Source organism: Vibrio sp. (genome assembly GCF_038138445.1).
In the GTDB taxonomy this organism is placed as follows: domain Bacteria; phylum Pseudomonadota; class Gammaproteobacteria; order Enterobacterales; family Vibrionaceae; genus Vibrio.
In genome coordinates this window covers 1-15,533 of record NZ_JAYQDQ010000091.1, presented here as the reverse complement: position 1 = coordinate 15,533, position 15,533 = coordinate 1, and the positions used below count along the sequence as shown (strand labels likewise).

General features: G+C 41.0%; 10 protein-coding genes and 1 pseudogene. All 11 read left to right on the top strand.

The window, feature by feature from the left end; translation table 11 throughout:
• On the top strand, window positions 1-938 hold a 938-nt coding region (locus AAFM34_RS17615), incomplete at its 5' end, for a methyl-accepting chemotaxis protein (RefSeq protein ID WP_341665067.1).
• Window positions 939-1,116: 178 nt separating this feature from the next.
• Entirely contained in the window at window positions 1,117-2,562 is a 1,446-nt protein-coding gene (locus AAFM34_RS17610; protein WP_341665065.1) for a serine protease, read from the top strand.
• 158 nt (window positions 2,563-2,720) lie between these two features.
• Complete coding sequence (locus AAFM34_RS17605; RefSeq protein WP_341665063.1) at window positions 2,721-4,235, top strand: M20/M25/M40 family metallo-hydrolase; 1,515 nt, start codon at window positions 2,721-2,723, stop codon at window positions 4,233-4,235.
• Between the two features lie 321 nt (window positions 4,236-4,556).
• A complete protein-coding gene (locus AAFM34_RS17600; RefSeq protein WP_341665061.1) occupies window positions 4,557-6,452 on the top strand; it encodes a methyl-accepting chemotaxis protein in 1,896 nt (631 codons plus the stop codon).
• 258 nt (window positions 6,453-6,710) lie between these two features.
• A pseudogene (locus tag AAFM34_RS17595) lies at window positions 6,711-8,381 on the top strand (aspartate aminotransferase family protein).
• A gap of 83 nt (window positions 8,382-8,464) precedes the next feature.
• Window positions 8,465-9,400 (top strand): ABC transporter substrate-binding protein, encoded by a 936-nt coding sequence (locus AAFM34_RS17590; protein ID WP_341665059.1) that lies wholly within the window; start codon window positions 8,465-8,467, stop codon window positions 9,398-9,400.
• A 511-nt stretch (window positions 9,401-9,911) separates the two neighbouring features.
• Complete coding sequence (locus tag AAFM34_RS17585; RefSeq protein ID WP_341665057.1) at window positions 9,912-11,537, top strand: ABC transporter substrate-binding protein; 1,626 nt, start codon at window positions 9,912-9,914, stop codon at window positions 11,535-11,537.
• Window positions 11,538-11,623: 86 nt separating this feature from the next.
• The gene (gene oppB / locus AAFM34_RS17580; RefSeq protein WP_341665055.1) at window positions 11,624-12,544 is read left to right on the top strand and encodes an oligopeptide ABC transporter permease OppB; all 921 of its coding nucleotides are present in this window, start codon (window positions 11,624-11,626) and stop codon (window positions 12,542-12,544) included.
• A gap of 16 nt (window positions 12,545-12,560) precedes the next feature.
• Entirely contained in the window at window positions 12,561-13,463 is a 903-nt protein-coding gene (oppC, locus tag AAFM34_RS17575) for an oligopeptide ABC transporter permease OppC (RefSeq protein ID WP_341665053.1), read from the top strand.
• A 47-nt stretch (window positions 13,464-13,510) separates the two neighbouring features.
• Window positions 13,511-14,482, top strand: coding sequence for an ABC transporter ATP-binding protein (locus tag AAFM34_RS17570; RefSeq protein ID WP_341665051.1), 972 nt, complete (start codon window positions 13,511-13,513; stop codon window positions 14,480-14,482).
• The gene (oppF, locus tag AAFM34_RS17565) at window positions 14,479-15,471 is read left to right on the top strand and encodes a murein tripeptide/oligopeptide ABC transporter ATP binding protein OppF (protein WP_341665049.1); all 993 of its coding nucleotides are present in this window, start codon (window positions 14,479-14,481) and stop codon (window positions 15,469-15,471) included. Before AAFM34_RS17570 ends, oppF begins: the two co-directional genes overlap by 4 nt.
• Window positions 15,472-15,533: the final 62 nt, after the last annotated feature.

Below are 15,533 nucleotides of genomic sequence, written 5' to 3'. Positions count from 1 at the left end.
GCAGGTTTTTAGCTGGTGCCAGCTTTCAGTTAAATGGGGTTTACCGCCAGCTTACTGCCAATAACTTCAATACATTCGTTGGTAGCATGCAGAATTTGATTGGACACATTCGCGAGCAGTCTGACCATTTGTCTAAACAGTCAGAAATTAGTAATCAGCGTGCTGATCGCAATGTTGATGAAATTAATCAGCAGCAGGAAGAGATCACCATGGTAGCGACGGCTGTGACCCAAATGTCGTCAGCGACTGCTGAAATTGCTTCTCACGCTGAGCAGACTGCACAGTCTGCTCAAGATTCTGCTAAGAATACCGAAAATGGTAGAACTGTGGTGTTGGAGAACAAGAACTCTATTCATCGCCTAGCTAAAGAACTAGATGAAGCAAGTAATGTCGTTGGAGAGTTAAATCGCCATTCCCTAGAGATTTCAACAGTACTAGCGACCATTCAGGGGATTGCTGAACAGACAAACTTACTGGCGCTCAATGCAGCAATTGAAGCGGCGAGGGCTGGTGAACAAGGGCGAGGTTTTGCTGTTGTTGCAGATGAGGTACGCGTGCTTTCCCAACGAACCCATGATTCAACTGAGGAGATTAAGGCGACGATTGACACACTGCAAGCAACGACCACCAATGCTGTTAAGTTAATGGAAAATAGCTCTAAACTTGCGACACACTCTGTTGAAGATGCTGACAAAGCGAGTGTCGCTCTAGAAGAAATTAACAATTCAGTGAAAAACATCAGTGATATGGCAACTCAAATCGCAACAGCAGCTGAAGAGCAGACTCACGTCACCAACGAAATAACCCAGAACATCACACTTATTAAAGAAGTTGCCGATCAATTGGTTAATAGTGCTCAGGAAAGTTCAGAAGAAGCAGGCTCAGTTAAGGAGTTATCTGGTGAGTTGATGACAAAAGTATCAACCTTTAAGCTCTGATTTTAAATATTTTTTAATCAATTAAGGCACTCTATGAGTGCCTTTTTATTCATCTTGACAAACTGTGATGTCAAAATTTCTTTACTAAATGGCTGGTATGAAATTTATTGCTTATTTGGTTTGAGTGCTTAAGGTTGATTTTGGGACTACTCGAATAAACCTATAAAAGGACTTACCAATGAAGACTAATTTATGTAGCGTTGGCTTGGCTTTAGCATTTATCAGTGCACCTGCTTTGAGCGCTGATATTGCGTTACCTGTGATCGCTGATGAAGTGAAGTACGCTTTATCTCACACTGAGCTTAAATCGGTGTCCGGCCACCAATTAAGTCGAACAGTAAATCATAAGGGTGCTTCCTTTATCAAACTTCACTTTAAACAACTTTCATTACCGAATGGTGCTTTGCTTAGAATAAAATCTCCTACAACGGGAGAGATGGTGGAGTATGATAAAAGCCAGATAGATTGGTTTGCTCAATCTATATCAGGAGACTCACTTGTTATCGAATTAATTGCCAATTCTAAAGGTCACTATGGTCAATTCGATTTAGATTATTATATGGCTGGGCGAGACATTGCTCAGCAGGAAGCTGCGACACTTTCCACTTGTGGTGTAAATGAGCGTCGTGATGTTGCATGCTGGGAAGACTCCCATCCAGACAAAGTTGCTTGGAGTGCGCCCGTTGCTCGTTTATTGATCAATGGTAGAAGCCTTTGTACTGCATGGCGTGTCGGACCCAATAACCACATGTTCACCAATAACCATTGTGTGGAAAGTGCATCTGAATTAAGAAATACGGAAGTTTGGTTTAACTACCAGCGAACCAGTTGCAACGGCTCAATGGCAACAACAGTTAAAGTAATGGGTAGTGAAATACTTAGCACAGATTATACCTTGGATTACACCTTATTTACTGTTGATGATTTCTCCAAAATTGAATCGTTTGGCTATCTTGGGCTAGATGCATCTGAGCCTGTTTTTGGTGATGGTATTTACATTCCTCAGCATGGTTCAGGAAACCCAAAAGAGCTTTCTATTGAGAGTGACAAAAATGGTTCAGGGATGTGTCAAATTGATTTAGCCTCTGCTAATGGACGTGGATCCAATACCGATACGGGTTACTTTTGTGACACCATTGGTGGCTCTTCCGGATCGCCTGTATTAACGACTGCGAATAACAAAGCGATTGCACTACATCACTTTGGCGGTTGTGAAAACCAAGGTGTGAAAATCAGTAAGATTTGGCCGAAAGTTTCCAGCCACTTTAACGACGTTTTACCCGATGGATCGGTAGGCCAGCCTCCGGGTGATGGCCCCACTGAGTTGAGTTTGGATACGCCACTAGCAAACCTATCCATGACTAAGGGTGAAGAAAAAATGTTTGTTCTTCGCGCGGCTAATCGGACGTCTGATGTCACTGTATCCATTGCTTCTGGAACAGGGGATGCTGATCTGTATGTTCGAACAGGACAGCCACCGACGACCAGTGTTTACGATTGTAGGCCGTACCGCTCTGGAAATACGGAGTCTTGCGATGCTGTGAATGCTAGCGAAGACCTTTACGTGATGCTTCGTGCTTACAGTAGTTTCTCTGGAGTAACACTTTCTGTATCTAAAAAGTAAATCAAACGGTTAAGGGTGCTTATGCACCCTTTTGTCAATTCATATAATGATATTAATGTGACAACTTTTAATAACACCTTGCTGTAAATGGAATAATTCTCAAAATGTAAATAATTATCCTAAGTTTTGAGTGTTTTCTATAATCTCGTGGAGGAGATATGAATTACACAAACACGTGTTTGGGGATAGTACTTTCTATTACTTCGATGTGTGCAATGTCAGCAGATAAGGTGTGGGTTTCGATAGGTTCAGATGCAGCGGATACTATCACCGCATTTGGCGCAACATCTGTATTGCCTGCTTCTTTAGCTAATAATAATCGTGCTTGGGTTGGGCAGTTGGATGAAACTCAGTTAGCAGGCCTTTCGCATGATATGCATGAGGAGCACCATCGGTGTGGTGGTTATATGGTTCACCCATCTCTACAAAGTGCTATGGCAGCAAGTGCTATGCCTGTAACTTTGGATAGTTTTACTATTCCGAACTTATCTCAACAGGCATTGATTACACCTTGGCTTTCACAAGTTAATCCAGCAGAAATTACTCAAACCATTCGTTCTTTGATGAGTTTTAATAATAGGTTTTATACGACCACATCTGGCGTGCAAGCATCTGACTGGATCGCGAATGAATGGCGAACGTTAACGTCAGGCCTTGCGAACTCAGATGTTACCCAGTTTTCTCACCGTGGATACAACCAAAAATCGGTCATTTTAACGATTGAGGGAACAGAGTCTCCGGACGAGTGGGTTGTGATGGGTGGACACCTAGACTCCACTATAGGCCCTAGAACGAATGAAAATTCAATTGCTCCGGGAGCTGACGACGATGCATCCGGAATTGCCAGTGTCACTGAGATTATACGCGTACTGTCAGAAAACAATTTTGCTCCCAAGCGTTCTATGGCATTTATGGCTTATGCGGCGGAAGAAGTCGGCTTAAGAGGCTCACAAGATATTGCCAATACATACCGCTCGCAGGGGAAAAATGTTGTATCGGTATTGCAGCTAGACATGACGAACCACAAAGGGTCTGCACAGGATATTGTTTTCATCACTGATTATACCGATAGCAGCTTAACCCAACTGCTCGCTAATCTACTGGATGAGTATTTGCCATCGCTAAGTTATGGTTATGATCGTTGTGGATATGCTTGTTCTGATCACGCATCATGGCACAATGCGGGCTACTCGGCTGCTATGCCGTTTGAGTCGAAGTTTAGCGATTCTAATCGACATATTCATACCTATAGAGACACACTCGAGAACTCAGATCCTACCGGTGCTCATGCGACCAAATTTACCAAGTTAGGTTTGGCTTATGCAGTAGAGATGGGTAATGCTAGCGGTGATAATCCTCCAACAGATAAGGTATTAAAAGATGGAGTTCCGGTAACGGGATTGAGTGGTGCTTCAGGTAGTGAAGCCTTGTACACTTTTGAGTTGGACTCTGTTAGAACTCTTGATATCAAAACATCTGGCGGGTCTGGCGATATGGACTTATATGTCAAGTTTGGCTCCAAAGCGAGTAAACAAAATTGGGATTGTCGCCCATATCGGTATGGTAATAACGAAACCTGTACTTTTACTAATGCTTCACCAGGCACATATTATGTTTTATTGAGTGCCTATTCTTCGTTCTCCGGTTTAACGTTAGAGGCATCAACTCGGTAATTTAGAGTTATTGTTGGATGGGTTTAAGTTGTACCATCCTACGTATTGATATTCACTGCTAATTAGAACGTCAAATTTTTCTTTCCGTACCCCTCTTCTAAGTATTTATTCACACAAGGAAAAATAAAACAGTATAATATTTGTTGCATATAATTGTGATATAAAGCTAAGGTTATATTGTTGGCTGGGTGTATTGATGGTTTGAATGTGAGCTTGGACTCAAACATTCACTGAATATCGGTGAATAACCTATAAATAATAACAGACCTGATCGCATCCTTACGTTGTTTTGTTCGCTCGTACATATAGTGAGGAAGCGCAATGAATATTGGTTTTAAAACTCGTATCTATCTTGGGGTTGGGTTACTTGTAACTCTATCTCTTACATTTCTTGGTACCTTAAACATAGTCTCCATGAAAGAAAAAATGATCACTGGATTGGTTAGTGAGACCCAAAATAAGCTAAATTTTCATGTTACTGAGCTTGAACAGATGATGAAATTTCGCACCAAGGCGATTGCTTTAGGTGCAGAGCAATTCGGAACAGATTTAACCAATCAAGAAAATCAGAAATTGGTCACTTTGCTGGCTCAAAGTGCAGGTTTTGCGAATGTCATTGTCACTTATGAAGATGGCCGCAATTATATGTCGATTGAAAGTGGCAGTAGCTTTGATTTTCGAACTAGAGGCTGGTACAAAGCGGCGAGGCAAGCTTCATCTGCCACTTTAACGGATATTTATCAGGATAAAGTGACAGGAGAGCAAGTCGTTAGTGTGACTATGCCAATAAAACAAGATGGTATGATAGTCGGTGTTCTACTTGGTGATATTCTCCTTGGAGAAGTTATTGATAGTGTAAGCAACATGCGATTCGCTGGTGGCGCTGCGACGCTAAGCGATAGAAATGCGGTCTTTTTTGCTAGTGATGATCCAAATGATATTGGAAAAACACCTTCACAGGTCAATGCCGATTTCTCTCAAATGGAGCAGATGTTCGCTAATCAACAAAGTGGACACCTGAGTTTTCCATACCTAGGTATACAATTTGACGGCTATTTTCAACGAGTCAACCTGTCTGATGATATGTATTGGACATTGATGGTTTTTGTTGATGAAGCAACAGCATTAGCTGAAGTCGATAAAGCTGAACGTGATGCGATTATTACTGGAATTGCATTATTCATCATAAGTTTTGTTGCTATTTTTATTATTATTCATTATGCATATAAACCTTTACTTGTACTCAAATCGGCGGTACTCGATCTCTCTCAAGGAAATGGAGACCTTACCCAACGCCTTGAAGTAACGAGTAAAGATGACTTAGGGCAAATTAGTCAGGGTTTTAACGAGTTCGTACAAAGCCTCCAAGACATGATGCTCAATATCTCTCATGCCAGCAAAAATATCTCCACGAATGTCATTGAACTCAGGGATACTGCACAAGACAATGAAGCTAAGCTTCTTAACCATTCGAGTGAAACTGAACAAGTCGTTACCGCTATTACTCAAATGAGCGAAAGTGCTCGGACAGTGGCAGAGAATGTTCATCAGTCAAATAAAATCACAGATGCAGCCAGTACTGAAGCACAATCCTCATTAAGTATTGTCAACAATGCGGTCTCAACAGTAAGTACTTTGGTTACTGAGGTTGAGGATATGGCTGGTCGGATAGGAAGCATGAAAAAAGATGCTAATCGTATTAGCGAAGTATTGACTGTTATTGGTGAAATTTCGGAGCAAACTAATTTGCTTGCTTTAAACGCAGCGATTGAAGCTGCTAGGGCTGGAGAGCAAGGGCGTGGATTTGCAGTTGTTGCAGATGAAGTTAGGGCTTTAGCTGCTCGAACACAAAATAGCACCTCTGAAATTTCTGAAATGTTGAGCCAATTGCTTGATGGAACTGATCGAGTCGTGAGTGCTATGGAAACAACCAAAGGACAATGTCAGTCAACAGCTGAAAAAACGTCCGAAGTATCAGAAAGTTTGGGCTTGATGACAGTTTCGGTAAAAGAAATTGATGATGTCAGTACTCAAATCGCCGCGGCAACAGAACAGCAAAGTACAGTTGCCGAGGAACTTAATCGTAATATGTTATCCATTCGAGAAATTGTCGATTCTCTGGTAAGTAGTGGGCAGCAGACAGTGGCAGCAACTGAGTCTTTAAGTGAGTCTAACCATGAACTTGAAAGGTTGGTGGCCAACTTCAAACTCAAATAATATTGACCTCAAGAGCATGACTCTTGAGGTGCAAACTTGTTCGGCAGATTGTTGTTTAGATGAGTTTTAGTCACACTCAGTGTTATTGAGAGTGATAAATTTGTTTCCTAAACCTTGTGCCGAATTCTTATAGCTGAGTCTAAGAATCTGAATCTAAAACCTTAATTATGTTTATACAGTTTGACTGTGATTAATGGTCTTTGCTCTGAATATATAACTGATAAATGGATCATTATTGGCAAGGCGGGGAGAATACACATGGTTTATGTTTCTACATTCCGAAAAGAGCCTGTAAATGGAAATGCGTTGTCGACTGACTATATAAAGAAATATCAACAAGTAATGCGATGTTTCTTTAGTCGCGATAAGCGATTATGGCCACTGTTCTCTTGTCCCGATATAAATATGCTGGTTAATGGTCAGAACCCTTTTTCTAAGGAAAAGTATCGAAGCCTTAGTTAGGCGTTAAAAGAAAATAAAGAAATACCTGAGGAAATGCTAGTCCAGGCCAATGCTTTTGATCCCTTAGCATTATTCGCAGCCCATCACAGCAAGGATTGGCAGGATCCCAAATCGGTTGAAAATGTAATATCAACACCCTGTGACCCCGCCATACATGGCGCTATGCTAGCTACAGTTAAAAATCCCAATTTAGTTTACAGTGAGTACTCTGGTATGGCTCTTGAACTGGAAAAGATGGTTATTCGACAGATAGCTTCTCTTGCCGGCTATGACCCACTATATGCTGGAGGTTTATTCACACAAGGAGGGACATTTTGTAATCTTTATGGTTATTTGTTTGGATTACGCAAGACGTTTCCAACGTCTAAATTCGAGGGTATTGCGGGTAGAAGTTTTTGTATGTTTAATACTGAATCGGGTCATTACTCAAACATGACTAATTTGGCTTTGATGGGAATCGATATTGGCAATCAAGTTACTCGGATTCGTATCAATAGAAACAATCAAATTTGTCTCGATGACTTCGAGCGTCAATTGGATGCATGCTTTAAGAAAGGGGTTATGGTCCCGACGATAATGTTAACATGTGGCACTACAGATACTTTTGCTATCGATGATATTAGCTCGGTGCGCCAAACTACTGAACGTTTATGTCGTAAATATCATATTCCCCGTTCTCCTCACATTCATGTCGATGCTGCAGTAGGATGGAGTCTACTTTTCTTTCTTGATTATGATATTGGCACCAACCCGTTGGCGATTAACCCTGCCACGCTAAAGAGCTTGTCGTATTTGAAGAGCATGATGAAAGGGTTAAAAGAAGCCGATTCCTTTACGGTCGATTTTCAAAAGTGGGGATATGCGCCCTATACATCCAGTCTGCTTATGGTAAGGGATCGCCAAGATTTTGAGGCATTACGTCAGCAATCAAGCTATTTTTCTTACTTTGAAGATAAGCTCAAGAGCAAAACATATCTTCAGTCAACGATTGAATGTTCCCGAGGAGCAGCTGGAGTATTTTCTGCCTATTCAGCTTTACAATTTCTCGGTAAAGAAGGTTATCAGACTATCTTGGCTCATGGGTTACAAAATGCCAATTACATGCGCGCGCAACTCGAAAAGATAGATGGCTGTAAAGTGGTGTGTCCCTCGAATCATGGTCCGTCGGTAGCTTTTCGGTTATATCCAGAACTGAATGGACCGATATCAGAGGTGTATTTAAACGAAATCGGGCTGAAAGCTAATCAGGCTGATGAGGATAAAATTAACCAAGTATCTTGCTATCATCGTCAACATTTCACTCATAGAAGAGGAAAAGGTCTTAAAACAAATTGGGTAAATTCTATTACTCACACAGACTATAATCACGCTGGTAATTGTTTGGCTATACCGGGTGAAAAGGCGGTTTTTCTCAACCCTTATACCTCAAGAACTAATATTGATGAGTTCTGTCGTTTGTTTTACTGATGGTATATAACAGCGGTTACTTTAGCCCACATAGGAAGTGACTTTGGCCTATTCTATAAGTAGGGTAGAGCTTGGAGCTTTTTATGATTCAGAATGTACGTCTAGGTTGGTCCGTTGTCATGTTGAGTTTTTCTTGCTCGACATTTGCCGAGACGGTCAAACTATTAGAGCTAGATTGGTCAAGTCAACGCGTTCTCACCCATGTTCTTGCCGACATTTTAGAATCGAAAAATGTCAAAACAGAAATTATTGCGATACCTTCAACGCCACAATGGATGTATTTGAGTACAGGAAAAGCAGATATTCAGGTTGAAGTATGGGAAGGGTCTATGGGGCTACAGTACCAATCTTTACTAGATAAGGCGCTTATAGAGGAAGGGGGAACTCACAAAGCAAAAACAAGAGAAGAATGGTGGTACCCTGATTATGTAGAGGCTCTTTGTCCGGGTTTACCAGATTGGAAAGCGCTAGAGCAATGTCATGCGATATTCGCGGAACCAGGGGAGCAATTTGGCACTTTCTACACAGGTCCTTGGGAAAAGCCTGATAACGCGAGAATCAGAGCCTTACAGCTTAATTTCAAAGTCGTGGTACTCCCTGATGGCGACTCAATCAATCAAAAAATACATCAGTATGTTTCTCAAAAGAAACCACTGCTCATTTTTAACTGGACTCCTAACTGGGTCGAGTCTACCTACCCAGGGAGTTTTGTCGAATTTCCTCCGTATAGTGCAGAGTGTGAGAAAGATCCGAAATGGGGAATGAATGACAAATACCCTTGGGATTGCGGTAATCCAACAGGAGGTTGGTTAAAAATTGCTGTCTCTACGGGGCTTAAAGACCGTTCACACTGTGCTTACAAGGCTGTGCAAAAGTTTCAATTGACCAATAGTGATGTTGCTCTCGCGGCGGCGTTAGTTGACATAAATAAATTGGATGTGCCAAGTGCTGCTAAAGAGTGGATGGTGCAAAGAAACGATTACGTTCGTCAGGTTCAACAAGATATTGACTGCCGATAAAAGACACCAAGCCCCAACATAGAGCCTACAGAAACATGAATTTCATTCGGTTAACATGCTTTTATGTAATTAGAACGCAAGATTATTGAATATCGATATTCGGGGGTTTTAATTTACAAAAATATATAAAAGTTATAATCCTTGGTTTTTTATGTTTTTATTATGTTGTCTTTTTTGGTTTTTATTTGAACGCTTTGTCCATAATGGAGACACTTTACTATACATGTTGATGCTGTGATTTGTGTCTAAATAATAAAGTCTCGTAATGAGTCAGCTTTTATATCTTTTGTAATATTTTTTTCAAAATGTTGCATTGATCGGAGAATTAAGCGGTTTTTTGCTACATTTTTATGGCAAATCGAATCGAGGGTTGATAATGTGTGCTGCAATCTTCGTAAGGTTTTGGTGTTTTGTGCTTAATTATTACACTAAACAATGCTAAATCACTATTTCTTATAAGTAGGCTTACGAAGACGTCATGGATGCAAATTGAAAAATTCGGAGTATACGCATGTACAAGAATAAGATCACTCAAGCCCTTCTTCTTGGGGCAACTATTACCGTTGCCGCCACCTCAACGTTCGCAGCAGATGTACCATCAGGCACTAAATTAGCAAAGAAGCAAGAATTAGTTATTGGCAATAGTGCTGAGGTTGAATCTTTGGATCCTCAGAAGGTATCAGGCGTACCAGAAAGTAATGTTATTCGAGATTTGCTTGAAGGCTTAGTGATTCAGGATGGAAATGGTAACACTATCCCCGGTGTTGCGAAGAGCTGGGAGACATCTGATAACAAAACATGGGTTTTTCATCTTAGAGAGAAAGCTAAGTGGTCAAATGGAGACCCCGTAAAAGCAAGTGATTTTGTCTATTCTTGGAGGCGTCTTGTAGACCCATCTGTTGGCTCGCCTTATGCTTCGTATCTCGAAATGACAACGATGCAAAATGCTGCCGATATCATATCTGGATCTAAAAAGCCCGAGAGTTTGGGAGTTGTTGCAGTCGATGATTATACACTTAAAGTGACGCTAGATAAGCCTCTTCCATACTTTGTTACTATGACTGGTCACACATCTATGAAACCGGTAAATCAGGCTGTAATTGAAAAGCTGGGTGATTCATGGACAAGTCCAGAAAACTATGTAAGCAATGGTGCATATAAGCTAAGTAAGTGGGTTGTAAATGAGCGTATTGTGCTAACAAAAAACCCAAATTACTGGGATGCTGACAATACGGTAATCAAAAAAGTGTCATTCTTACCTATTGAAAGCTATGTTGCTGAAATGAATCGCTTTTTGGCTGGTGAGATAGACTTGACATATGAAATGCCGAATGAGCATTTTAAGCGTATCAAGAGGGACTATCCTGAGAGCTTAAAAGTAACGCCATATTTATGTTCATACTATTACGAATTTAATACAAAGAAAAAGCCTTTCGATGATATTAAGGTAAGGAAAGCTCTATCCTTCGCCATTGATAGGAAAATAATTTCCGATCTGGTAGTCGGTAAAGGTGAAACACCTGCGTATAACTTTACGCCGTTAGCTACTAATGGTTTAAGTCTAGAAATGCCTGAGTATGCAGGTTGGACTCAAAGTGATCGCGTGAAGAAGGCAAAACAACTTTTACAGGAAGCAGGTTATGGTGAGGACAATCCCCTAACCTTCAATTTATTATACAATACTAACGATAACCATAAGAAAATTGCAGTAGCAATATCATCTATGTGGAAGAAAACTCTGGGCGTAAACGCGGTATTAGAAAACCAAGAATGGAAAACATACTTGGATAATAAACGACAAGGTAATTTTGAGGTTTCGCGAGCAGGATGGTGTGGGGACTATAATGAGGCTTCAACTTTCTTGTCCATAATGAAGTCAGGACATTCACAAAACTATCCTAATTATTCCAGTGTTTCATACGATCGTGAGATCGATAATGCACTCTTGGCTACATCAGAGGAAGAACGTTCCAAAGATTACAAGAATGCAGAAGCTTTATTAGCTAAGGATATGCCGATTATGCCGATATATCATTATGTTAATGCTCGCTTGGTTAACCCTTCTCTTGGTGGTTACCCTATGAAAAACCCTGAAAATAATGTTTTTTCAAAAGATTTATATTTTGTAGAGAAATAGAAACAAGTCGTGAAGTATTTTAAAGGGATAGGTGTAACCTAATCCCTTTTTATTTCTTGAACAATCTATATAACAAGAGAAAAACTATGATAAAGTTTATTGCTAAAAGAGTACTGGAAGCAATACCAACAATGTTAGTGTTGATTACTGTCTCTTTCTTCCTTGTTCGTTTTGCACCGGGAAACCCATTTTCTAGCGAGCGTCCTTTACCTCCGGAAGTGATGGCCAATATTAATGCTAAATATGGCCTAGACAAGCCTGTATTCGAACAATATACCACTTATTTATCCAATATAATCGTCGGTGATTTCGGCCCCTCATTTAAGTATAAAGATTATACGGTTAATGAGTTAATTGGTGAGTCTCTGCCTGTATCAGCAAAAATTGGATTATTTGCATTCATATTTACCGTTATATCAGGGGTGACAATTGGAACTCTTGCTGCGTTAAAGCAAAATACTTGGCTTGATTTTTTGCTTATGGCAAGTGCTATGTTAGGAGTGGTTCTGCCATCATTTGTTTTAGCTCCTCTACTTATATATATATTTTCAATAAAGCTACAAGTATTGCCTGCTGGTGGATGGCTTGACGGTTCTTTGAAGTATATGCTTTTACCTATTATTGGTATGTCTTTACTTTATGTGGCAACTTTTGCTCGGATTACTAGAGGCTCAATGATTGAGACTTTGAACAGTAACTTTATCCGAACGGCTCGAGCGAAAGGGCTAAGCTATCGCTACATTATCATCAAACATGCATTAAAACCTGCTCTTCTCCCAGTTGTGTCCTACATGGGACCTGCTTTTGTCGGCATTATTACTGGGTCAGTGGTGATTGAAACCATATTTGGTTTACCGGGAATTGGTAAACTATTCGTCAATGCCGCTTTCAACCGAGACTACTCGCTGGTGATGGGAATAACGATTTTAATTGGTTTCCTATTCATTTTATTTAATGCGGTTGTTGATGTTTTGCTAGCGATGATAGATCCAAAAATTCGCTACTAACAAGGAAGTTGGAAGTATGTTGACAAAAAAAGAAAACCTAGAAGCGATAGAGAAATTTTCGGAAGAATTAGAAATTCAAGGTCGCAGCCTTTGGCAAGATGCACGTATTCGATTTATGCGAAATCGTGCAGCAATGATAAGCCTGTTTATCTTATTTATTATGACTCTGGCCGTTATTTTCTTGCCTATGGTAGCGCCTTATACCTTCGATGACACGGACTGGTATGCGATGCATGTCGGACCAAGTGCTGAACACTGGTTTGGTACGGATAGTTTAGGGCGAGATCTTTATGTAAGAACACTAATTGGTGGCCGAATCTCACTCATGGTCGGTGTTATGGGCGCATTTGTCGCTGTACTGATTGGTACTCTTTATGGTGCTACTTCAGGTTTTATTGGCGGCAGAACCGACCGCGTTATGATGCGTATATTAGAGATTTTGTACGCTGTGCCATTTATGTTCTTGGTCATTGTCCTAGTCACCTTTTTTGGCCGAAACATTATTTTAATTTTCGTCGCTATAGGTGCCATTGCTTGGTTAGATATGGCTCGTATTGTGCGCGGTCAAACCTTGAGTTTACGCAGCAAAGAATTTATTGAGGCTGCATATGTATCTGGTGTGAGCAAATGGAAAATTATTACGCGCCATATTGTACCTAATGTACTCGGTATTGTTGCTGTGTATTCCACCTTACTTATCCCAAGCATGATTTTAACTGAGTCGTTTTTATCATTCTTGGGTTTGGGTGTACAGGAACCAATGACGAGTTGGGGAGCTCTGCTCCAAGAGGGCTCTCAAACAATGGAAGTTGCCATTTGGCAGCTTATATTCCCTGCGTCATTCATGGTCGTAACACTGTTTTGTTTTAACTATGTTGGTGATGGTTTGCGTGATGCGCTCGATCCAAAAGACAGATAATTAAAAAGCAATAAATTATAAAATCTATAAAGATTAAGGAAGCAATGATGAGCTTATTAGATGTCAAAGATCTGCGTGTTCAATTCACCACTCAAGATGGCATTGTTACTGCAGTTAATGATTTGAATTTTTCTCTTAATCAGGGAGAAACATTGGGTATTGTTGGCGAGTCAGGTTCAGGGAAATCTCAAACCGTATTCGCTATCATGGGCCTTTTAGCTAAAAATGGCATTATTTCAGGTAGCGCTTTATTCGAAGGTAAAGAAATCCTTAATTTGCCAGAGAAAGAACTGAACAGGGTGCGAGCTGAACAAATTGCAATGATCTTTCAAGACCCTATGACGTCTCTTAACCCATACATGAAAGTGAGTGATCAATTAATGGAAGTATTGATGCTACACAAAGGGATGGGAAAAGCGGAAGCGTTTGAAGAATCGGTGCGCATGTTAGAAGCAGTTAAAATTCCAGAAGCACGAAAACGTATTACCATGTTCCCACATGAGTTTTCTGGGGGTATGCGGCAGCGTGTTATGATAGCAATGGCTCTGCTTTGCCGGCCAAAGCTTTTAATTGCTGACGAGCCTACAACAGCGCTGGATGTGACGGTTCAAGCTCAAATTATGGACTTGCTAAACGAGCTTAAGCATGAGTTCAATACTGCAATCATCATGATCACTCACGACTTAGGTGTTGTCGCGGGCTCATGTGATAAAGTCTTGGTGATGTATGCAGGTCGAACCATGGAGTATGGCACGGTCGATGAAATCTTCTATCAACCGAGTCACCCCTACGCAGAGGGGTTGCTCAAAGCCATTCCTCGCTTAGATACCGAAGGTGATATCCTACCTACTATTCCGGGTAATCCACCTAACCTCCTTAACTTGCCTGTTGGTTGTCCTTATCAAGAGCGCTGCCATCGAGTGATGAACCGTTGTAAGACAGAAGCTCCAGTACTGACAGCTTTTGAAAATGGTCGTCAAAGAGCATGTTTTTCAGAATGGGAGGCTTGGAAAAAATGAGCACAGACAAGAAAGTAATTTTAGACGTTTCTGATTTAAAAGTTCATTTTAGTATTGCAGCCAAGTCAGCTTGGCCATGGGCAAAACCCGCCAATTTAAAAGCAGTTGATGGTGTAAATGTTCGGCTATACGAAGGTGAGACACTTGGTGTAGTTGGAGAATCTGGCTGTGGTAAATCGACGTTTGCCCGGGCGATTATAGGCTTAGTTGAAGCGACCGATGGTGAGGTGGTTTGGTTAGGGCAAGATCTCACCAAGATGCAGGAAGTTCAGCGCCGCGAAACGCGCAAAGAAATTCAGATGATTTTTCAAGACCCCTTGGCATCATTGAACCCACGTATGACCATAGGCGATATTATTGCTGAGCCACTAGAGACTTTTTATCCTGAGCTTTCAAAACAAGAAGTGAAAGATCAAGTCAAGCGAATGATGACAAAAGTAGGTTTACTGCCTAACGTGATCAATCGCTATCCACACGAATTTTCGGGTGGTCAATGCCAGCGAATCGGTATAGCTCGTGCTCTAATTCTAAAGCCTAAAATGATCATCTGTGATGAGCCAGTATCTGCTTTGGACGTATCGATCCAGGCACAGGTGGTTAACTTACTAAAAGAGTTACAGAAAGAGCTTGGGCTGTCGTTAGTGTTCATCGCACATGATTTATCAGTTGTGAAGCATATATCTGATCGAGTCTTGGTTATGTATTTAGGTAATGCAGTTGAGCTTGGAGAAGCGGAAGCTTTGTTCGACAATCCTAAACACCCATATACACGCGCACTTATGTCAGCGGTTCCGATTCCTGACCCCAAACTTGAGCGCAGTAAGGAAATTGAGATGCTTGAAGGCGATTTACCCTCGCCAATGAATCCACCTTCTGGCTGCGTATTCCGTACTCGGTGTCCCCAAGCCACTCAGGCTTGTGCTGAAAGAAAGCCATCAATTCAAGGAAATGATGTCCATGCCGTGTCTTGTTTACAAGAGAGTGTTTGACACTGATTAACGTAAGCTGGCGGTGAGCCCCATTTAACTGAAAGCTGGCACCGACTAAAAAT